Source organism: Companilactobacillus sp. HBUAS59699, from assembly GCF_036913575.1.
GTDB lineage: Bacteria > Bacillota > Bacilli > Lactobacillales > Lactobacillaceae > Companilactobacillus.
Genome location: NZ_JAYKTV010000002.1, coordinates 555,472 through 577,728, shown reverse-complemented (window position 1 = coordinate 577,728; position 22,257 = coordinate 555,472). Strand labels below are relative to the sequence as shown.

The 22,257-nt window shown below is 38.5% G+C and carries 17 protein-coding genes; 4 read left to right on the top strand and 13 right to left on the bottom strand.

The window, feature by feature from the left end; genetic code table 11:
* Positions 1–16: 16 nt before the first annotated feature.
* Positions 17–889 (bottom strand): type II CRISPR-associated endonuclease Cas1, encoded by an 873-nt coding sequence (gene cas1, locus U8519_RS06380; protein WP_334329469.1) that lies wholly within the window; start codon positions 887–889, stop codon positions 17–19.
* Between the two features lie 157 nt (positions 890–1,046).
* A complete protein-coding gene (gene cas9, locus U8519_RS06375; RefSeq protein WP_334329468.1) occupies positions 1,047–5,111 on the bottom strand; it encodes a type II CRISPR RNA-guided endonuclease Cas9 in 4,065 nt (1,354 codons plus the stop codon).
* Positions 5,112–5,277: 166 nt separating this feature from the next.
* Between cas9 and U8519_RS06370 the strand changes: the two genes are divergently transcribed.
* Positions 5,278–5,835 (top strand): cysteine hydrolase family protein, encoded by a 558-nt coding sequence (locus U8519_RS06370; protein ID WP_334329467.1) that lies wholly within the window; start codon positions 5,278–5,280, stop codon positions 5,833–5,835.
* A 31-nt stretch (positions 5,836–5,866) separates the two neighbouring features.
* On the opposite strand, the gene U8519_RS06365 is transcribed toward U8519_RS06370, so the two are convergent.
* The 3 genes from U8519_RS06365 to U8519_RS06355 all read right to left on the bottom strand — a co-directional run bounded on the left by U8519_RS06365 (position 5,867) and on the right by U8519_RS06355 (position 8,980).
* Positions 5,867–7,882 (bottom strand): KUP/HAK/KT family potassium transporter, encoded by a 2,016-nt coding sequence (locus tag U8519_RS06365; RefSeq protein ID WP_334329466.1) that lies wholly within the window; start codon positions 7,880–7,882, stop codon positions 5,867–5,869.
* 66 nt (positions 7,883–7,948) lie between these two features.
* Positions 7,949–8,536: a DUF1003 domain-containing protein gene (locus tag U8519_RS06360; RefSeq protein ID WP_334329465.1), complete on the bottom strand. Its 588-nt coding sequence runs from the start codon at positions 8,534–8,536 to the stop codon at positions 7,949–7,951.
* A gap of 261 nt (positions 8,537–8,797) precedes the next feature.
* Complete coding sequence (locus U8519_RS06355; protein ID WP_334329464.1) at positions 8,798–8,980, bottom strand: hypothetical protein; 183 nt, start codon at positions 8,978–8,980, stop codon at positions 8,798–8,800.
* A 180-nt stretch (positions 8,981–9,160) separates the two neighbouring features.
* On the opposite strand from U8519_RS06355, the gene U8519_RS06350 reads away from it, so the two are divergent.
* A complete protein-coding gene (locus U8519_RS06350) occupies positions 9,161–9,307 on the top strand; it encodes a hypothetical protein (RefSeq protein ID WP_334329463.1) in 147 nt (48 codons plus the stop codon).
* Positions 9,308–9,347: 40 nt separating this feature from the next.
* On the opposite strand, the gene U8519_RS06345 is transcribed toward U8519_RS06350, so the two are convergent.
* From U8519_RS06345 to U8519_RS06325, 5 genes are all read right to left on the bottom strand, one after another.
* On the bottom strand, positions 9,348–10,535 hold the full coding sequence (locus U8519_RS06345; RefSeq protein WP_334329462.1) for an NAD(P)/FAD-dependent oxidoreductase: 1,188 nt from the start codon (positions 10,533–10,535) through the stop codon (positions 9,348–9,350).
* An 87-nt stretch (positions 10,536–10,622) separates the two neighbouring features.
* The gene (locus U8519_RS06340; RefSeq protein ID WP_334329461.1) at positions 10,623–11,771 is read right to left on the bottom strand and encodes a cation:proton antiporter; all 1,149 of its coding nucleotides are present in this window, start codon (positions 11,769–11,771) and stop codon (positions 10,623–10,625) included.
* Positions 11,772–11,779: 8 nt separating this feature from the next.
* Positions 11,780–12,367, bottom strand: a complete 588-nt coding sequence (locus U8519_RS06335) for a TetR/AcrR family transcriptional regulator (RefSeq protein WP_334329460.1) — start codon at positions 12,365–12,367, stop codon at positions 11,780–11,782.
* Positions 12,368–12,488: 121 nt separating this feature from the next.
* Positions 12,489–13,421, bottom strand: a complete 933-nt coding sequence (locus tag U8519_RS06330; RefSeq protein WP_334329459.1) for a glycosyltransferase family 2 protein — start codon at positions 13,419–13,421, stop codon at positions 12,489–12,491.
* A gap of 71 nt (positions 13,422–13,492) precedes the next feature.
* Positions 13,493–15,433, bottom strand: coding sequence for a hypothetical protein (locus U8519_RS06325; protein WP_334329458.1), 1,941 nt, complete (start codon positions 15,431–15,433; stop codon positions 13,493–13,495).
* Between the two features lie 138 nt (positions 15,434–15,571).
* Between U8519_RS06325 and U8519_RS06320 the strand changes: the two genes are divergently transcribed.
* Entirely contained in the window at positions 15,572–16,765 is a 1,194-nt protein-coding gene (locus U8519_RS06320) for an acetate/propionate family kinase (protein ID WP_334329457.1), read from the top strand.
* Here U8519_RS06320 and U8519_RS06315 read toward each other — a convergent pair.
* Positions 16,762–17,676 (bottom strand): 1,4-dihydroxy-2-naphthoate polyprenyltransferase, encoded by a 915-nt coding sequence (locus tag U8519_RS06315; RefSeq protein WP_334329456.1) that lies wholly within the window; start codon positions 17,674–17,676, stop codon positions 16,762–16,764. The two genes, U8519_RS06320 and U8519_RS06315, sit on opposite strands and share 4 nt — an antisense overlap.
* 82 nt (positions 17,677–17,758) lie before the next feature.
* Here U8519_RS06315 and U8519_RS06310 point away from each other — a divergent pair, with 82 nt between their 5' ends.
* Complete coding sequence (locus U8519_RS06310; protein WP_334329455.1) at positions 17,759–18,730, top strand: polyprenyl synthetase family protein; 972 nt, start codon at positions 17,759–17,761, stop codon at positions 18,728–18,730.
* Between the two features lie 54 nt (positions 18,731–18,784).
* Here the strand turns inward: U8519_RS06310 and cydC are convergent, their stop codons facing one another.
* Entirely contained in the window at positions 18,785–20,524 is a 1,740-nt protein-coding gene (gene cydC, locus U8519_RS06305; RefSeq protein ID WP_334329454.1) for a thiol reductant ABC exporter subunit CydC, read from the bottom strand.
* Positions 20,511–22,256 (bottom strand): thiol reductant ABC exporter subunit CydD, encoded by a 1,746-nt coding sequence (cydD, locus tag U8519_RS06300; RefSeq protein WP_334329453.1) that lies wholly within the window; start codon positions 22,254–22,256, stop codon positions 20,511–20,513. The genes cydC and cydD overlap by 14 nt, the downstream gene beginning before the upstream one ends.
* Between the last annotated feature and the right edge of the window lies 1 nt (position 22,257).

Below are 22,257 nucleotides of genomic sequence, written 5' to 3'. Positions count from 1 at the left end.
ACTCGACACCTCATCTTCATTTTTCAAATTCCACCTTAGCAACGGATTCTTTTTTGATATCTAGGAATTTTAAGCAATTTTGAACGTGTTTTTCGATAGCATTTTTGAGAATGTAGTGCTTATTGTTATAAAGTATCTCTTTTTCTAGGACGGCGAGTATTTCTAGCTTAGTTTCTTGATCGAAATCATCGTTTTTGTGTTCCAAAACGATTTGGTCTACGAATTGTCTAAAGGGTTCCATTAGGTCACTCGATAAGTTGAAGTCATTCTGGTTACTGTGATGATGGACTCCCAATTGTGTTAAGTAACCTTGGGCGACGATCTCTTGATTCATAGATGATAATAAGATCGTATAGCCATAATTTAGCATTTTATTGATATTGTCTTCCTTGTTACCACGACTAAAGTTGCTGCCAAAAAGCGCTGGGAAATATTTCATAGCAATGATCGCTTCACGATTAGTACGGTCGTTGTCTTTCATATTGTTGAACTCTTCGATTATTTCAGTCGTGTCGATTTTTTGTTGTTCTAGAACATGAATTTGGTTTTCAATTTTATTGGTCACAATATTAGTCCAGAGCTGTTCTTTTTTAGGAATTGGCCAAGAAAATTGCTTTTCAATATTTTGATTACGATTATTGTTTGAATAATAACCACTCAGTTCAGCACAAGGATTATGGTCGTTATCGCATAAGATGACTTTAATGTCATCTTCGATTAATTTGGCCATCAAATAACAAGTTATAACAACATCAGTAGTACTAACCACAATGCAATTTATTTTGCGAAAGGCAATCTCATCAAGACCAGTTGGACTCTGTATTATCAGATGATTGGCCTTGTATGACAATTTAGATTTCGAAGCTACATATATCGTTTCCCATCCCATGATTATTCTCCTTTGTATTGATATTTTTGTAGGGATAACTTATAATGAACTTGTTCAAACTACATGAAATGACGTACTGAGTTAAAATCAACATTTATGTTAAATAGTCTTAATTGACTGCTCCCGCGTGGGAGCTATTTTTTTGCCCTTTTTTAGGCTAATCTATGTGAATTCGGGATTCATATAAACCTGTTGGTGACTGGTGGATGAAATCTGAATTGGAGAATTCGTAACCGTTCGGTTTTCTACCAAATGTTTGGGTCTTGATATTTCCAAATTTCAATTTAGCACTTGATGAATTAGCGTGAAGAAGATTTAGTATTTGTTCAATGACTGAAACTTGTTCTGATGCAGATAATTCATCTAATTCGTCGATATTTTCATTAAGTCTCTTAGCTTCACTGCTATAGGTTGGATAGAATGAATTCATTTTTTGAATTATTTGAGAATAAATAGTCTTTAGATATGAATTATCGTAATGACTAATAATAAACTCGTAATCATCACTTGTAGTGTGACTAAGTAATGATAATAGAGCAGATTGCTCGTAAGGTAGAACTAGTTGTTTGGCATTAACTAGTTCGGTTGCTGAAGGTAATGCCACTAATCCACGATCAGCACTATCAACAATCTGGCCAATAGGAACTTCATCGATAAGAATCTCAATATCTTTTTTATGCTTAGTATTGTCAGAGATCCACTCTAATTTATCGATTCTACCAGCGTCGATCTCATGAGCAATACGTACAGGAATATTAACCAACTTCTTCTTACCGTCCAGATTAATGAGGGTGGAATATGATGGCTTATCGCTAGTATAACCACCATAGATCTGTGGATCTAATCCCTTCTTTGTAGGAATCAATTTCTTTTTCTCGTCGGCTTTTTGAATCGTCACATTGTACAGAGTTCCATCATAAATATGAGTCTGTTTAGTGATATTGTATTGTTTAAATTTAAAGGTCTTACTGATATTATCTTTGATCGTTTGATCCCAGATAATTTCGCCATCTTTATTAATTTGAGTATGACCATTGAACATCGATCCGATAATAAATCCATTACGTGAATAGACGGGAACTTTTCCGTCTTTTTTTCTGGCTTCTTTTTTCAGATCTTCGAAGAATTTGGAATAAGCATTGAAGGCTAAGCGCATGTTGTCACGAGGATATTTCTTCAATTGATAAGTCCCAACGATTGTTGAAATATAAGCGTCTTGAGCATGATGGAAGTCGTTAACATTTCTATTTTTGACGAATTCGGGATGTTCGTAGTGATAGTTTTCTTTGTTTAGGTGACTGAAGGCATCACGGAAGCCCATTCCTAATCCGGCACGTGTTTCGATAATTTGGGTATCAGGATAAGTAGCACCGAGAATATTAGCGATATTTTTCACCATTTGAGAAGTTTGTACTAGTTGACGGTTGATGAATCCTTCTTGTTGACGTTCGGTAACTTGAGTTCTAGTTAAGTTAGCGAATTTCTTAGGACCCATGAGACCGGCTTCTTTGAGATATTGCCAACGTTGTTTATTTTTGGCAATGACATCGCTTGGCAAGAGTAAGTCATCCAGTTTTCTTTGATTTTCGTTAGCTTTAACGAGTGCTTTATTTTCCAGTGAATCATCCTTGATATACGACTGAGGTAAAATATGATCTACTTGATAATCAGCTGTGAACAGACGATTAATATCGATTTCAGAATTACTGTATAGACTCTTTCCCATTTGTGAGAAGTACAGCATTAGTCGTTCATTGGAGAGAGCATCTTTTCGTTCTTTTAGTTGATCTTCTAGATCGTCAGTTGGATAAAGAGCATTTTTTAGTTCAGGAGCGAGTTTCTTGACCATGTTTTTAATGTCTTTGTATCTCTTTACTAATTGATTATGTCTAGATTTGGTTATATTACTATCTTGATCCTCTCGAGTGAATTCAATGAAGATATGTTCAGGGTCATGTTTCATGAACTTGGATAGTTCTTGAACGATGGTAATAGCTTGCCAAATACCACGTTTAAGTGCGGGTGAGCCATGTAATTCGTTGATTAGATCCAAGGTATTTTTGTTACCAGCATCGTCCACGTTGTAGTTTTTCATCTGTGTTTCAAAGCCATACTTATCATTCCTAATGATTTCCATGAAATTGCTCTTAGTCTGCCACATTAAATCGAGAATCGAATGGTCGGTAGGTTGATGTTCATTGCCAACTTTCGTATTAACGACCAACTGGGTCAATAATTTATTAGAGAAGCGTCCCCAACCTTGATATCGGATAGCAGCTAGTTTCTTTATTTGTTCTTCTGTATAAAGTTGTGATTTTTTCAGTTTTAGTTTTAAGATCTGTCGATCCTCAAAGACAGTTTGCCATTCGACAACTTGTTCCAATTGTTTAATATTCTTAGGATCATTGACGAAGTCTTCACCGAATATTTGGGCAAACTTCCGGTAAGTCGATAAGCTGGATAGGAATTTGGTCTTATCCGCTAATCCGTGAATCTCAGGAGCAGAATAATAACTTTCTTTGATCAGCCAGTTTTTAAGGCGTTTAGTTGTAACAGTGGTGTGCTTCTTGAAGACTTCGTTATAGATACGTTGTTTTACATCAACGTTTAAGCGCTCGCCACCGTTATTATCTTCGCCAGCACTAGTGATTCTAAGATTGTTTAATTCACTCAGGACCTCATACTCTTGATAGACCAAGCTGTTCTTAGGAACGACTGGTTCACCGATCAAATACGTATCAGTAGCGGTCATTCGACGAATGAAATTATTGGAAGATTTTTCTCGATCGACTTTTTCATCGAAGTTCCAAGGTCTGATAGGACCGTCAGCTTTTCGTTCCATCCAAGCAAAGTCACTCTTATCCTTGCTTTGAAGTGGTCCAACATAGTAAGGGATTCGGAAGTTGATCAGTGACAATATCTTGTCTTTGTTTTCTTTTAGGAAAGGATAATATTGTGCTTGGTTATCGATGATCTTAACTAGTTCATTTTCGTTAAGTTGGAAGGGAATAACACCATTGTCGCTAGTCCTCTGTTTCAATAGGTATTGATGTTTATCGATTTTTTCCAGTGCATCTTGAGCAATTGGATCGTCTTTTTTAGATAAGTATTTTTTAACGTCTTTATAGAAGTCATCGAGATTATATTTACCATCATTGAGATATTTATCATAGGCTTCACGAGCCTTTTTGACGGCCGCACGATCAGTATCGTCTCGCCAGAGTTCTTTTAGTTTCATCAGATCTTCGTGATGGCTTCGATACTTCTTGACTTGAGCAAAACTCAAATAAGTTTCGCCATTTAAGATGTCGTTTAAGACGATAGTACTGTAGATAGGATTAGCTGCGGTAACAACGTGGTATTGATCTTCGGTTAATTGTTGCATAACGTTAGCCAGATCTTCTTCAATGTTTTTAGAAGAGAAACTGATATCTATCTTTTCAGCGCTGTCAATACTGAATAGTTTAGTTAGGTCAGCCTTGTTACCGACAATTAGAGTAAAAAGCTGTTTGTAGATTTGTTTCATATCCTTGTCGGGATTGATCATTGATAGAATGTCACTCACCTTACTGCTAGGACTGGCATTCTTATCCAACAAGATAGTACTGATTTCTTTGAAATTTGTGTCCTCTGGCAAACTAATACCGAATTGTTCTAAGCTTTGATTTAGTTCAGTGAGAGTATTTTCTAAGCCGTTACTCATCTTGGAAACATCAAAGTTTTGGTGTTCATAGGTGAAGTTACCACGATATTTCAAAATATTATGAATTGCCAAATAAATCAATCTAATATCAGTCTTACTGGAGTCTTCTATCAGATGTTTTCTAAGGTGGAAGATGGTAGGGTAGTTATCGAAGTATGTCTTATCGTTGAAATCTTTATCAATAAATAGATTGTATTCGTCACGGGTTCTAGTTTGGTCTTTTTTGGATACCCAGGAATGCTTCATGCGATTCAAAAAGCCTGGATCAGTCTTGAATAATTCTTCTGAGAATAATTCATCGAGCCAGTTCAAACGATTGCGGCGTCTACGATAGCGTCTTCTAGCAGAACGATTGATTCGCCTATCAGCAGCAGTTTCGGCAGTGCTGAATAATCTTACACCCCAAAGATTTTTCTTTTTTGCATGTAACAAATTATAGTTGTCATCTGTTACAGCCCAGCCTACGGAGCCGGTACCAATATCTAATCCAATATTAAATTTGGTCGTTTTTCTATTCATTACTTAGTCCCTCCAGAATAAATAAACATTAAAACACTTTAATTCTATCAAAACTGGAAGCGTTTTACGTGTTTTTATAATAAATATTGCTTTTTTTACGTAGGATTTGACTTCTAAGCACGAAGCATTAATAATCAAAGTAACAAATCAGAAAGTAGGGATGAACATGGCATCACATGAAGCTTTACTTATTATTGATTACACGAACGACTTTGTAGCGGACGAAGGTGCTTTGACTTGTGGAGATCCGGGACAAGCAATCGAGCCAAACATTATCAAGTTAGCGGAGTCTATGCGTAAGAACGATGATTGGGTCTGGCTGCCAACTGACTTACACATTCCGTTCGACCAGTATCACCCTGAATCGAAACTCTTCCCAGCTCACAACGTTAAGGACACTTGGGGCAGGGAGTTATATGGCGAACTCAAGCCTTGGTATGAGAAGCACCGTGATGAAGAAAATATTAAACAATTTCCGAAGACTAGATACAGTGCCTTTGCGGGAACTGATCTAGATATTAGACTACGTGAACGTGATGTAGACACGATACATCTAGCTGGTGTTTGCACAGACATCTGTGTTCTACATACGGCCATCGACGCCTACAATTTGAACTACAAACTTGTGATCCACAACTCCTGCGTAGCCTCGTTCAATCAGCTTGGTCATGACTGGGCAATGGAACACTTTGAAAAAGTCTTAGGTGCTAAAATTACAAAATAGATCAAAAAAATAAACTTCCATTCAAGGAAGTTTATTTTTTTGTATTCACAATCTGTTTTTTAACTAAGTAGTGATCGATGTGGCTGCCTAAGAATAGGGGAACTTTTTCTTCGGTCACATCACTGAAGTCCAAGCCATACCACAATGCTGGTGACAAGGTGAGGTCTTGCAAGAGGATTCGGCCGCCGATCAAAAATCGATCCCAACTCTTCATGAATTCTTGCGCACCTAAGTCTTGGAATTGTTCATTCAAAATAACGAATTTAAATGAACCTACCCGCCGATCAGGCATCATCGAATAATCGGGTGTCTGTTGATCGATAACTTTGTCATCCATCAGCGCATTGACGATTTGGCGAATATAAATATTAACGTGTTGTGATTTCTTGAAGCCGAGATTCAATTGGACGTTAACGACGTTGCGAGTGTGCATCATATCGATGTTGTAATTACATTCGTATGGCTTGTCAGTTTGATTAACGGTAATGAACCAATAAACCTTAGCTCGCTTAGGTTCTTGATCGAGAATTGAATAAATGATCGAACGTTTGACCGAGTAATCATCTTCAACCCGATTCAAAAAGACGAGGTTGGTAGCGAACAAGGGCACACGTTCGTCATCACTGAGACGTTCTAGTTGCGGGATGTAATTGAGTAGTGATACTGATTGACTGTCATCTAGGTACATATCACGGCGTTTGTTTCCGAAGTACCAGACCACCATGATCATCAGAATGAAGGCAGTGATGATGACAGTTACGTAACCACCATGAATGAATTTTACTAAACTGGAAATGAAGAATAAGGTCTCAAGAGTGAAGAAGAAAGCCACGAATATATTAGCGGCAATGCGATGTTTTTTCATGATCAAGAACTGGTGCAACAGGATCGTTGTCATCAGCATGGTCAAGGTGATCGCCAAACCATAGGCTGCTTCCATGTGTTCTGAAGTTCGAAAACTCCACACGATACTCATTGTAACAGCGCACAGCATCCAATTGATCGAACCGATGTAGAGCTGGCTCTTGCTGTCACCGGGAAATTTAACTCGCAGTCTTGGTAGGATCTTCAAACCGATGGCTTCTTCTACTAGCGTGAAAGATCCAGTTATCAACGCTTGTGAAGCGATGATGGCTGCCATAGTCGCAATGACGATCGCAAAGATTTTCATTTGTCCCGGCAACATTTCATAGAAGGGATTAACGGTATTGAGATTCATGTATTGTTTGTCGAGATAATGAGACATTACCCAAGCACCTTGGCCTAAGTAATTGAGCATGAGCATTGTATAGACAAATGGCCAGGTCGCATAGATGTTGCGTTTGCCCACTTGTCCCATGTCAGAGTACAATGCTTCAGCACCGGTGGTTGCCAAGAAGACACTACCGAGGATGAAGATTCCCACGTGATTGACCGGACTAGTTAGGACAGTTAAGGCGTAAATCGGTGATAGGGCTCGTAAGATGGTCCAATCGTTAGTGATATTGATCAAGCCCATAATGCCGATGAAACTAAACCAGACTAACATGATCGGTCCAAATGATTTACCGATGCGGTCGGTCCCAAATTTTTGAATGATAAAAATCGTCATCAGAATGATCGTGACCATAACTAAAATAACGCTCTGATCATTGGGCAGAGTTACACCACCGATTGCTTGACCTTTAAGACCTTCCATCGCAGAAGTAACTGTAACGGCTGGAGTCAAGGTTCCGTCGGCTAGTAGCGCTGAACCACCGATCAATGCTGGAATTATCAGCCATTTTTTAGAACGGACCAAGGCAAACAGGGCGAAGATTCCACCTTCGTTGTGGTTATCAGCTTTCATAGCGATACAAACATATTTGATCGTCGTTATCAGCATTAATGTCCAAAAGATCAAGGAAATACTACCGATAATATATTCAGGCACAGCTTGTTTCATTTTACCGGCATCGTTGATGATCGCATTCATTACGTAAAGTGGTGAAGTACCAATATCACCATAGACGATTCCTAAGGTTATCAACATACCTAGTTTTGAAAATGAGGATGTCGTTTTTTTCATTTCTAATCCTCCTAATCTGTAAAGGTGATACTAGTCGGAAAGGATCGATTCTTCAATAAAACAGTCTTACAAATTTTTTCTCTTGTGACGTAAGTGCTGTGGATTGGATTGCTTGCTCTGTTCATCTTTGAGTGATTGAATTTCATTTTCTAGTTCGCTGAGAACTTCTATTTGCATCTTTTGAATATCGAGTAAGTGCGGCCACTGGACTTCATTGAGCTGATCGATTTTTTCATGCAGTACGCTGATCTCGACTTCAGATTTGGTGTTAGTGCGATAATCATTTTCAGCATCGAAGCGGTCACGGTCAGCTTGACGATTCTGACTCATCATAATGATAGGAGCTTGAATGGCGGCAATGCAGCTGAGGAACAGATTCAAGAGGATGAAGGGGTAAGGGTCGAAGTTCATCCCCATGAAGTGAACGACATTGACCGCCATCCAGGCGACCAAGATAATGATGAAAGTAATGATAAAGCCCCAACTACCACCGAACTTAGCGACAGCATCGGATAACTTCTGTCCTTTGGTCAATTTTCCGTGGATGGTGTCATTGATATTGCGAGTAACATAAGTGTTCTTCGAGAGTTCTTTTTGCAGAGCAGCATTCATCTCACGGTCCATGGCTAAATCGTGTTCAATGGTGTCTTGCATTCTGGCCAAACGGATGACTTGCATATCACGGAGGCAGATAAAGCTGGAGTCCTTGGCAAAATTATTACGTGTTTTTATTTCGTCTTTTAAAGTGTCGTTTAGATCTCTCAGAAACAAACCTTCGGTTAAGGAGAAGTGTTTTTGACAGATAATACATTGTTGGTTTTTTTTGATGGACATGATTATCGCCTCGCATTCACCAAAGATATTAATATGATTTTATTAAATTAACAATTTAAATACACTGAATTAGTTATTATGTTACAAATCGTCTTTTTTGTTTGGAGGGGTGTTCTCTTGCCGCTGGCGAAGGTCAACGATTCCATCTGCCGTAGGACCGATTTCAAACTTCGTTTTCAACCTCGCTTGGAAGCCTGTAGTCTTCCAAGTCGTCCAATGTACTAAGCGATAAATCGCTAAGTACATTTTTACGGCTGATTCCATTGTTGACCTTCGCCAGCTAGTTTTTTTGTTATTTTCGGTTTAGTGCTCAATTGGTAATCAAATAATAATGGAACTTTATATTTTATAAACGAAATAGCACGTAACAACAATTGGATAATTTAATCCATTTGTCATTACGTGCTATTATTTTTTGCAGTATTTAGCTGGAGGTCAGCAGTAATGGAATCAGTAGCGAAAGTGGTGTTAATGCGGAGGTTTTCCGCATTTACAGCACTGGACGTCTTTCTTGATTTGCGGTTTGTGCAAAGCAAGAAAGCGAAGTTCAAGACCGCTCTTTGGCTTGAACTGGTCCCGCTACAGATGTAATTACTGATGACCGGAAGCGGAATAGAACCACAACTAGAATTTAAATAGTACCTTTCTTAAAGGCGGTCTTTAATCCGGCAACTTCCATCAAACTTCTGTCTCCTGAGAGATGTTTGAGTAGTGAAGCTGTGTGCCCCTTGAACTTGTATCCTTTGCTCAAGATTTCAGCAATACCATGATTTTGACCAAGGGATGCGACAGTACCCATTGAATTGTAAACGAATGGTTTGAGTTCTTTGCCATTCAATGCGGCACCGATGTTGTTAGCTACTGAAACACCTTCAGCAGAAGCAAGTTGACCAGTTGTTGGCAATGGACGTTCTGCTCCTTCAGGGATCATAGCGGAATCGTCACCGATGAAGTATGCTTCGGGATGTTCTTCAAGGTTAAGGAATGATGTTGTCATAACACGGTTTCTTCTAGCTTCGATACCAGAATCCTTGATAACATCACTACCACTAACACCAACAGTCCAAAGAATTGTGCTTCCTTCGACCTTCTTTTCAGTGTCTCCATCCATATAAACGACAGCTTTTGGTTCGATCTTAGTGATCTTAGCACCTGTTAGTAGTTTGATACCATTCTTTTCAAGATATGAAACTGCGTAACTAGCAAGGCTTTCATCGAACATTGGTAAAATTCTTGTTGCCATTTCTAGACATGTAACTTTGATTTCTGGAACACCGTATTTTGCTTTAAGAATCTTAACTGTATCAACTAATTCCCCAAGAATTTCGATACCAGTGAATCCAGCACCACAGACAACGATGCTCAAGTCTGCTGGGTCTTGTGATTCTTTGTAGTTAGCAATATTTGCGTTCATTGTTTTGTATATATGTTTTGCTGTTTCTAAGTCTTGGAGGATGAGGGCGTTATCGCTAGCACCTTCTAGGCCAAAGTCTTCAGAGCGGAAGCCAAGAGCTACAACAACATAATCATAATTAATATCGTCGTGATCCTCGAAAGTAACGGTTTTGTTATCGAGGTCGATGTTCTTAACTGTAGCTTGAATGAAGTTGACATTTGAAGGAAGAACAGAACGAATATCAAAAGTAACGGCATCTGCTCTTGTTGTTCCTGCTGCAATCATGTGTAGTCCGGTTTTTTCAACGTGCAATGCATTCTTATCTACTAAATCGATTTGTGTTCCTGCTGGTGCTGTTTTGGCAAGGTCACGAGCGGCCGTTAACCCACCGTATCCAGCGCCTAATACTAAAATATGTGCCATAATAACCTTCTCCTTCATATAATTGATTGAAAAATTGTTTACGCTACCATTATATATCTTTTTATCAAATAAGTGGTACTGATAAGACTATATAGGGTTTTTACTAATAGAATGTTTCAAGAAAAATGGAGCCAAAATTGTAATCAAGATAATGCTGATGATAACTGATGAATAATACTCATCGGATAGCAAGTGGACACTGTAGCCAACTTGCGCCACGATCAGAGCCATTTCACCACGCGAGATCATTCCTGAACCGATAACGTAGGAATCTTTCATGTCGAATCCGGAGATTCTAGCTCCGAATCCTGCACCAATAAGTTTACCAACGATTCCCGTAATAGTGAATAGGAGAATTAACCAAAAATCTTTAATTAAACTATTAAATTCTAGATTTAAACCGATACTGATGAAGAAGACCGGGATAAAGATCGAATAACCAATAATCTCAATATTACGATTTATCTTGGTATTGTAATTGGGTGAATTAGAGATCGCGATTCCGGCTACAAAAGCACCCAAGACGGAGTCTAACTGTGTCCAGTCAGCAAAGTAAGCAAATAATAAGCAGATCACTAAAGCAGTAATGGTAGGCGCATGAGTTGCTTCCAAATAATTAGCTAAGTGCATCATCCCGGGAACGATCCAACGATAGGCAATGTAAGTTGCAATAACGAATAAGACCCAGAGTGCCAATAAGATACCGATCTTCTTGATCGAAAAATTACCAGTCAGAGTACCAGACATGACACTTAAAATCGAAATAGCTAAAATATCGTCTGCGACAGCGGCGCCTAAGATAACAGTTCCAGAGATACTGGATAGATAGTTCAAACTCTTCAATACTTCAACGGAAATTGAGACTGAAGTGGCTGCGAAAACAACTGAAATAAAGATACTTTCGCGCATGTTGATTCCAAAGATCAATGCGGTTAGAAGGGTTAACGCGACGGGTAGGATAACTCCACAGATAGCTACGGTAATACTAGGCCCCAAATGTTTTTTTAGTAATTTTAAGTCACTCTCTAAGCCGGCTAGAAACATCAGCATGATTACACCAATATCAGCGAACAGTTCTAATTCGTGAGTTGGTTTGACAATGTCAAGCAGGCCACGTCCTAAGACGACGCCCAGAATCAGCTGCCCAATCACAGCTGGTAGGTTCATCTTATTGAAAATGTGACTAACAATTAGGGTTAAAAAGAGCATTAAAGCTAGTAGAGTTATAAATTCCATCAGTTCTCCTATTCTTTTTTGATACCGTGAATAAAGATCTTGATCATGGTATTAAGATTAGCGATATTGCGTTTGCGGCGAGCTTCGCTGTACTCGATATATGGAACTAACATAGTTAAGAAAGTTCCCACTTGCACAGGAATAGATAGGTCAGATCTCAGTTCATCCTTGTGTGCTTGGAAGATATTAAATAAGACTTTATAATATCCGCCGTCCCAGTTCTTGCTGATCTCTTTTTTTTCATCATCAGTAAAGACAGTGTCTAGATCGTGTCGCAACATGAAGAAATTGAGCTTGAAATTTTCGACCATAAAGGTAGAAATAGTCGTCAGCATTTCATCAAAAGGAAGATCCTTGTTACGATTGTATTCTTCGTAGAGCTTCTCACTGAATCCGCCGACTTCATGTTCGATAGCTTTTACGTAAAGAACTTTCTTGTTCTTGTAATAGTGATACATATTAGGTTGTGTAATATTTAATTCTTGAGCAATTTTTCGAGTAGATGTTGCTTGATATCCTTGAGATAGGAAGTCCTTTGCGGCTACTCGTAAGATTGCACTCTTGGTGTTAGCCGCTTGTTTATCACGTGAATTCATTTTTTTATCCGTCCTCATGTTCGTTGATTCTATTATAGCCTATTGTTACTAAGTTTTTACGCCATTTATCAATTGATAAGAAATAATTGTGATAAAAAAATAAAGACCGCAAAATCGGCCTTTATTTTTTCTCTCTTATGATATAAATCGGACGCTTCTTAACCTCTAAGAAGATCTTTCCGATGTATTCACCTAAAATACCAATACTGAGTAGTTGGATACCACCTATCAGTAAGATGATCGATACCATTGAAGCCCAGCCAGTTACACTGCTTAATGGGTAGATCAATTTGCGGATAATTATACCAATTATTGCAAAAACGGAAACGACAGAGAATAAGATTCCCATCCAAGTGGCGAACATCAGTGGGCGCTCGGTGAAGTCGATTATTCCAGTAATTGCATATTTGAGAAGCTTCCAAAAGTTCCAAGACGTTTTACCAGCTATACGTTCACGGTTCTTATAAGGAAGGTATTTGGTTCTAAAGCCGACCCAGCTAAAGATACCCTTAGAGAAACGATTGTATTCAGTCATTGAAAGAATTGCATCGACCATCTGACGTGTCATGAGACGATAATCACGGGCACCAGGAATGATCTTAGTTTGGGACATTTTATTGATGACACCATAGAAGGCGTTGGAGAAGAAGGAGATAACAGGATTTTCACCTTCACGATCCATTCTCGCTGTACCGATACAGTCATATTCATCAGATTCTAAGAGGTCGAACATTTCTTCTAACATTTCTGGTGGGTCTTGTAAGTCCACATCCATAACTGCAACGTAGTCACCAGTGACAGCATTTAGACCAGCATATAGAGCTGATTCCTTACCGAAATTTCTTGAGAAAGAAATATAGTGGACTTCGTCAGGGTGAGCAGCTTGTAATTCTTTTAAGACAGGATAGGTCTTGTCCTTGGAACCATCATCCACAAACCAGTATTCAAATTTAAATTTTGTGCTGTCATTTTTTACCTTTGTCATAGCGTCATAGTACAAGTTGATAGTCTCTTGTTCGTTATAACAGGGCACAATTACGGATATGGTTTTCATAGTTTTAGTCACTTTCTTAGGCTTGATTCAAAAAAAGGTACTCAAACAGATGAGTACCATCATAATTACTATTATATTTCTAATGATTCAGGTAATGCAAGGTTGCTACTGTTAGAAGTTCTAATGACACTTACGCTAATATCACGGTTAGTTGCACTTTCAATAGCGTGAAGATCCTTACTGTATTGAACCAAGATGTTAGTGATATCTTGGTTTTTGTCGAGTGACTTAATAACATCATCGATATTTTCAGCAACATTTTGAAGTAACGAAATCGTTTGATCAGTGTCCAATTTGTCTTCTTTGATTACCAATTGGTATAGTTGATCGTCTACACTACCAACGAAGATGGCGTTTTGTGTATCTGGAGAGATACTCTCGAGCCACCATGTGATCAATTCAGCTTTACTGTTGAAGTCATGTTCAAGCAAACCATTTTTGTCGAATAATTGATAGCTTGTGGGGTTGCTATCTTCGAAGATAATAGTTAGAACGATCGATCCATCAGTACGGTAGAAGTTTTGTTCAGTTAGAACTTTTTCTTTGTTAAAGTTTTGAACTGATGACAATTGGCCGGTAGCGTTATAAATATTGGCCTTAACTACTTGATCGTTCTTGTAGTAATTGATGCGGTCGATCTTCTTATCATCGTTGTTGTTGTCATATTCAACTGTCATCAATAAGGTATTACTTTGATCATAAATAACAGTGTCGTGTGACTTAACATCAGTTCTAGTTACCCAGCCGTCGTTTTCAGGGATCGTAACGGTCTTGTCAGTTGGATTAGGGCTAGCTTGCAATTGGTCGAATAAGCTAACAACGTTAGGAATGTGTATCTTAGCGGCTTTTGCATTTTGATCAACTAATTCATTCAAGTGATTGTTGTAGAAGGTTGAAACTAATGTGACTGGTTTTTGTAATTTAGATTCAAGGAATTGAATCGTATCGAAGACGTCACGTTGTTGTGATTCGGTATCGAATGAATCAGCAGTAACGTAGTAATCCTTATCCTTGTCTAAGTAGACGTCACGCACCAAATAGGCTGAATGGAAGACATCTTTAATGTACTTTTCAAGATATTCGATCTTTCCGTTAACTTCTTCCAATTCAGATTCGATTTTTTCACGTTCATCAGCGAGGCTTTGAAGATGTCTTTCAAGACCAGCTTTAGTTTCAATACGATAGTTGCGATCATTCTTGATCTTGTCTTCAATTTGATTGGCTTTTGACTTCAACATATCAATGTTGGAACTGGTGTCATTGATATTCTTATTAGCTTCGTCCAATTCTGTTTGTAGTGAATCGATAGTTTCTTTGATCTCGTCGATATTTTGTTGGATGCCTTCGCGTTCTTTGTACAACTTATCGATCGAGTTCTTTTGATCTTCCATTAAGACCATCATTTTTTGAAGGTCTTTTTCTTCTTTGATAGAAGAAGACATGTCAGTCTCTGCTTGTTCATTCTTAGTTAATTCATCTTTAGCATTGCTTAGTTTTGATTGATTGTCGGATATTTTGTCAGAGAGTTCTTGTTGTTGACTCTTAAAGTTGTTTAATAGTTCATTTTGTTCTTTTTGATCAGCGTGAACACCAGCTAGTCTTTCAGTTTCAGCATCATCATTTTGTGCTTTAACATCAGCTAACTTTTCGTTTGATTCTTTTTGATCGCGTTTTAGAGTGACCAAATAATTATCAAGAGTTTCTTTTTTAGTTTCGTGTTCATCTTTTTCTGAGAAAAGATTCGTTTTGAGGTCGTTACGTAGTTGAGCGTAATGGTGTGAAAGTTGGTCCATTTGCTCTTCAATATTGACACGTTTGTCATGAGTTGTTACTGGAAGTTGTTCTTTTTCTTCGGCTTTTTCTTCGACAACTTCATTTTTTTGATCGTTATTTTGACTTTTTTCTGCGGCAGCCTTATCTCCTTGAGGTGCCTTGGAGGAAGCGGTATCAGTGCTTGGAGCACTCTTCTCTGGATCTGCATCTATTTTGCGTAACATATCTAAAAATTTCACGAATGAATTCCCCCACCAATTGACTTATAATAGTTACTAAAGAGTAGCATTTTTTTAAAGTGGTGTAAAGTTGTTGTGAAGCCCATGTAGGTGCCACTTGAGCTAAATGTTAACATCAAAAATAAGGGAGATTTATATATGAAGATAATGGCCATAAATGCGGGAAGTTCAACTTTGAAATGGAAGCTGTTCGAAATGCCGGAAAAACAAACGATTGCATCAGGTATGATCGATCGTTTAGGATCACCTAAGTCAGTATTTAAACTTAAATACAATGGTGAAAAATTCGAACATGAAGAAGCAATTGAATCAAATGAAATTGCGGTACTATCAGTTTTAGATGCTTTAAAAGATAAAGATATCATTCAAAGATTTGAAGATATTGTCGCTTTTGGTCATCGTGTTGTTGCTGGTGGAGAAGACTTCAAAAAGTCTGAGATCATTACTGAAGAGAACTTGAATAAGATTTTACAATTATCCGAATATGCCCCATTGCACAATAAAATCGAGGCTTATTACATTGACGTCTTCAAGAAATTAGTTCCTAAGGCAATTCAAGTAGCGGTCTTCGATACTTCATTCTTCACAGAGATACCGGAAGTCAACTACTTGTACAGTGTAGATCTAAATGATTACAAAGAATTCAAGGCGCGTCGTTACGGTGCTCACGGTACTAGTCATCGTTATATCGCTCAACGATTGAATGACTTAGTTGACGGTGGCATCAATAATAAGAATGTTATTGTAATGCACTTGGGAAGCGGTGCTTCGATCAGTGCGATCAAGAATGGTAAGGCCTTTGATATTTCTATGGGATTCACACCACTTGCCGGAATTACGATGGGTACTAGAAGTGGTGACATCGATGTTTCGATCTTGCCATATCTAATGAAAAAGTTGGGCCTAACTGATATTGACGATATGATCGATATTTTGAATCATAAGTCAGGACTACTTGGTATCTCTGGTATTTCTGCTGATATGCGTGATATTGAAGCAGCAGAAGATACGAATGATCGTGCTAAGTTAGCACTACAAATTTTCCGTAATCGTATCATCAAGTACGTTGGATCATACATCGCTGAAATGGGCGGCGTCGACGTATTAGCATTTACTGCTGGTGTCGGTGAGAATTCACCTGAAGTTCGTGAAGACGTCTTGAAGGCATTCAGTTATTTGGGTGTAAAAATAGACCCTGAAAACAACAAGTTACGTGGAAAAGAAGTTCGTATTACAACGGATGATTCCAAGATTGCTGCTTATACAGTGCCTACTAACGAAGAATTGATGATTGCTGAAGATACTTATGATTTTGCCAAGTTGTTAAACTAAAAGTGGATCAAAACACCGATAAAGAACGTAACGACTTCGGTCAAAGTAATGAAGAGTAAGTTTTTAATGATAAAGGGGAAAGTTTTCTTCTTAATCGGATCGTCACAGAAGGCCTTAGCATTTTTGTAAACGATCGGTGCAATTAAGAAAGTCAGTAACATTGTTTTAGGTAAGAGTCCGATAATGACTGAACAAGTCAGAGCTAAGTAACCTAGAACATATAGAGATTTTAAGATAAAAATCGCATTATCTTTGCCTAAGTAATAGACGATCGTTTTGCGTCCTAAGGTCTTGTCTTCTTCTTCGTCAGCAATGTTATTTGCTAAGAGAAGATTAGAGATCGAGAAGACGGTCAATAGTGAGGATAATAAAATATCGCCGTAGAACTTGAAATCTAAAATTGCCGCCGGAGCATCGAAGACGTTGATGTAAATCGCAATTAGGTAAATGACAAAGCCCATTGTGAAACCGGCAAAGAATTCACCCAATGGTCCACGATTGATCGGGTGTGGTCCGCCAGCGTATAAGAAGCCGACAGCGAACGAAAATAGTCCCATAAATAAGAGCGGTAAACCAGTGCGGTAGACGATGAATAAGCCGATCACTGCAGCGACTGCAGTGAAGGTAAAATCGATCCAACCGACTAGATGGATATTCAAATGATTAACGCCGATAACGTTAGTGTTCCTGCGAAAACTCTCAGCTCCAGTAGCGTTTTTATAGTCCCAATAGTTGTCATTTATATCGACTGCCATGTTGAATAAAAACATGGCAATAAAGAATAGAATTAAATCAAGAGCATTAATAGACTGCCAGTGATAGTATGAATACAACGTTCCCATTAAAAATGGAAACACACTGGCAGTTTTTGCTTTTATTTCGACTAATTCAAAAAATACAGATGGTTTCACAAAATCATTCCTTTGGATTTGATAAACTATATTATAGAATTAGTTTTAGCTACACTACAAGTAATAGGGTGAGAGGGATTTCATGGCGCATTCAATTTGGAAAGACTATCCGAGTATCGATAGCAAGTTAGATCAAACGACTGCATTTATTCATCGCAGTGTAAAAATTAGAAATACCGAGATAAGTCAAATGATAATTGATTTGACTTCTGGCGGGAAGATGTTGCGACCAGCATTCTTCTTATTATTCAGTGCGTTTGGACCGGATAAAAAACGGGCAAAAGAGCTAATACCACTAGCTGCTTCGCTGGAATTACTTCACGTGGCTACTTTGATACACGACGATGTGATCGATGATTCGCCGTTACGTCGCGGTAAAACAACCATTCATACCCGTTATGGCAAACGTAACGCCATCTATGCTGGAGATTATTTATTTACGCTGTACTTTGAGATGATTTCACGATATTCGCCACAACAAAAAGACATCTTATTGAATTCATTAAGTATGAAAAAGATCTTAATTGGGGAATTAGATCAGATGCTCATAAATTACAATGTTGATGCGACTGCTAAGATGTACATTCGAGAGGTCAGTGGCAAGACAGCTGAGTTGTTCAGCTTGAGCACAGAAATGGGCGCCATCATCAGCGGTGCTGACGAAAAGATGATTCGTTTGTGCAAGAATATCGGACATGATATCGGTATGTCATTTCAAATAATCGACGATATTTTGGACTTTGGTGACAGTCAAACGACTGGCAAGCCTAACTTCGAAGATTTGAAGAATGGTGTTTATACTTTACCGTATATTTTGGGATTGCAAGATAAGAATAGTGATTTAATAGAGATCTTATCGGGAAATGATCTAACTAATGATCAGATCCAAACCGCAGCTGATATTGTGGAACGTGATGGCTATTTGGATAAGGCTAAGGATATTGCTCGAACTTATAATCAACACGCACTGCGAAGAATTAACTTATTACCGAATGGTAAAAATAAAATAGTTCTGAAAAAAGTGGTCAAAAAATTATTGGACCGAATCAAATGAAATAAAAACAAGCTAGTATCCATCGCTATAACGATGAATGCTAGCTTATTTTTTTTAGAGACCTTGGTCCATTTTATACAATTCTTTGAAGTGTTCATTTGTTTGATATAGCTCATGTGGTGAACCCTGCATTTCAATTTTTTCAGAATTCATGAAGATCACATGATCTACATGATCGATACCTTGTAGATGATGAGTTACCCAAATAATAGTTTTGTCCTTCAAAACCGTAAAGAAGGTCGACAATAAGTCGTTTTCGGTAATAGGATCTAGTCCTACAGTTGGTTCGTCCAGTAAGACAACTGGTGCATCTTGCAAGAGGATTCTAGCCAGAGCTAGCCGCTCCTGTTCACCACCAGAGAAATTAGAACCATTTTCACCTACTAGAGTGTTGTACTTATCAGGTAGCGATTCAACGAGATCCTTCAGACCAACTTTTTCCAAAGCTGCTTTGACTTCCGAATCGCTCTTATTTTCGTTACCGAGTCGAACGTTATTCATGATACTAGTATTGAACAAGAACGGTTTTTGATTTAAGACTGAGAAGATCTGTTCACGATGTTCTTGGATCTCTTGAATATCGTGCCCGTTAACGGTAATACCGCCTTTTTGTGGTTTTAAATCACCAAGGATCAATTGCAAAATCGTTGTTTTACCGATACCACTTGGTCCTAGTAGAGCCACTTTTTGACCTCGTTTGATTGTTTGAGAAAAATTCTTGATCAGTACGGGTGAATCGGCATCGTATTCAAAATCAATATTGTCGATTTTGATGTTGTCGAATTTATTAGGATCGAGTTCAACCTGTTTAGGTAAGTTATTTTCTACTGGCTTGAGGGTATTTAAACGAATGATAGAATCGCGATATTCGGGCCACTCTTCATATCCTTGACTGACTGGGATAAAGGTCTCAGACAGTGGGAATAAGCAAAGCACAACGGCAGAAACAAAATTGGCTTGTTCTTGGCCGTTAGTCATTGTCAAATTAGTAAAGACAATGAAACAGATCGCAATTCCAGCAAAAATCAATTGTAGGAATAAGTCCCGATTTCTACGGAATGATTTGGACTTGTCTTTAGAAGTATTAAGTTCAGAGATATTTTTAGCTGAGAGATTCTTGAAGTCCTTTTGACGTCCAGAGATGATCCAGTCGTCAGCGCCTAAGATATTGTCAGTTAAATTAGTGTAGAGATCTGCCTTGATCTGCTTTTGATGTTCACGTCTGGCACTCTCGATCGCTACTGAAGCTAGAGGTACGATCAAAACCTCAACAGCTAGTAATAGGAAGACGAAGAAGCCAAATGCTGGATTGTAGATTCCCAAAACTAGTGATCCTAAAATTGCTAGTAAATAAGAAATAACAGATGGAAAGACAGTTCTCAAATAGAGATTCTGCAAGTGACTGATATCTTCGGACAATAGTCCCATGATATCACCGGTTTTATGATGCTCATTTAAAAAGGTTGCGTCACTCTCCAAAGTTGTATAAAGACGAGTTCTCAAGTTGGAAGTTACTCGAAGGACCCAGTTGTGACTCTTCAATCGTTCAATGTACTTGAATGTAGGACGACCGATACCAAAGGCACGTGTTAATAGGATCGGTACGTAGATCAAAAGAATATTGACTGGGTGTGTAGCGGCCTTGTCGATCGTGTAACCTGAAGTGAACATCAAAGCTGAAGCACAAATAGACGTTACTAAACCTAATAGTAAAACGGTTATCAGTAGGCCCTTATATTGCTTAATATACGGTTTGACCCAAGTATCGTGCTTGAACGTTTTAAAGAAGTTCATTTTGATCACCTCGCATATTAGAGATTAATTGCTTGTAGGCACCGTTATGGCTAGCAAGCTCTTCAGGAGTACCTTGTTCAGCAATTTGACCATTATTCATAACGATAACGTAGTCCATTTCCTTGATCCAATGTAATCTGTGAGTAGCGAAAATCACTAAGTGATCTTTGAATAGCTCCTTCATTGGTTTCTTCAAAGCATATTCCGTCTCAATGTCCAAATGGGCGGTTGGTTCGTCAAAAATCAAAATGTGACGGTCATTTGCCAAGAAGGCACGGGCCAACATGATACGTTGCTGCTGACCACCGGATATCCCTCTTCCACCTTCTCCAATTATCGTTTGATAACCGAGTGAAAGACTGGCTACGAAATCGGATAAGCCAGCTTTTTGAGCTGCTGCTTCTATTTGTTCCTCTGTAGATTCTGGTGCATAAAATGCGATGTTTTCGGCAATAGTACCAGCGAATAAATATGGCGATTGTGGTAAGAAAGTCAGTTCATTTTGCCAAGCACGTTGTTTGAAATGTTTCAATTTTTGACCATTAACCGTTATAACGCCGCTGTCAGGTGTTAAGAAGCCACCCAAAGCTCGAATTAAAGTGGTTTTACCGGACCCGGATTTTCCAATGACACCGATATGAGTGTAACCAGCTAATTTTAATTGATCGATGTCTAAGCTAGAATCAGCATTGGTTTGATCTCTGGTGTAGTTGAAAACTAAGTTCTTAATATCGACCTCGGAGTTTTGATCCCAAGTAAATTTACTTAGAGTATCTTCTTCAGAAGTGTCTTTGTATTCAAGAATCTTGAAAATAGCACTCAGAGCATTCTTTCCATTCAGGGTAGCGTGGTAATCACTTGAGAAATCACGCAAGGGTAGGAAATATTCTGGTGCCAAAATCAAGGTAACTAACGCTGGGAAGAGTGGGAAGCTGTTATTGATCAGTCCTAGGCCTAAGAAGACAGCTAGAATGGCAATTCCAAGCGTTGTCAGCCAATCTAGAGCAAAGGTCGATAGAATAGCAATCCGAAGAGTATTCATTGTACGGCGACGATATTCGTCACTGACAGTATAAATGTTTTTGGCATAACGCTTACTCAGGCCCAACATTTTTAAAGTTGGTAAACCACGAAGAGCATCCAAGAAATGATTGGATAGGATCGTATATTGATGATATTGGGCGTCAGCTTTTGCTTGTGCCGCTAATCCCAAGATAATCATGAACAAGATGACCAATGGTACGATCACGGTCAATGTGATCCCAGAGGCTAAATTTTGCATATAAATATAAATCAATAAAACTGGTGGAATGATCGACATATTCATCAGTTTGGTAAAAATCAATTTGAAATAGTTCTCTATTAAGTCGATCCCGTCTAAGGCGGAGGTTACCAAATTACCAGTACCTTCGGCTGAGATCATTGCAGGTCCTGATGTGTAGACTTTGTCTAGCAATCGGGAGCGCACTTCTTCAGAAGTGTTCTCTGCGTAATTTTCGACGATCTTGTTATTTATCCAGTTGAAGCAATGACGCAAAATAAAGGCTACTGCGAAGAGTGTCATTGGTTGGATAATAGTTTGTAATGATTTTTGTTCCCACGAATTTACTAGTGCTTCTGCTAAAAACTTACCTTGGAATAAAATAGCAAATGCTTGCAAGAGGGTTAGTCCTGCAAGCATTATGAATAGTTTCTTTGTTCCTGGTAAGCTGAATAACCGCTTATCGATCATT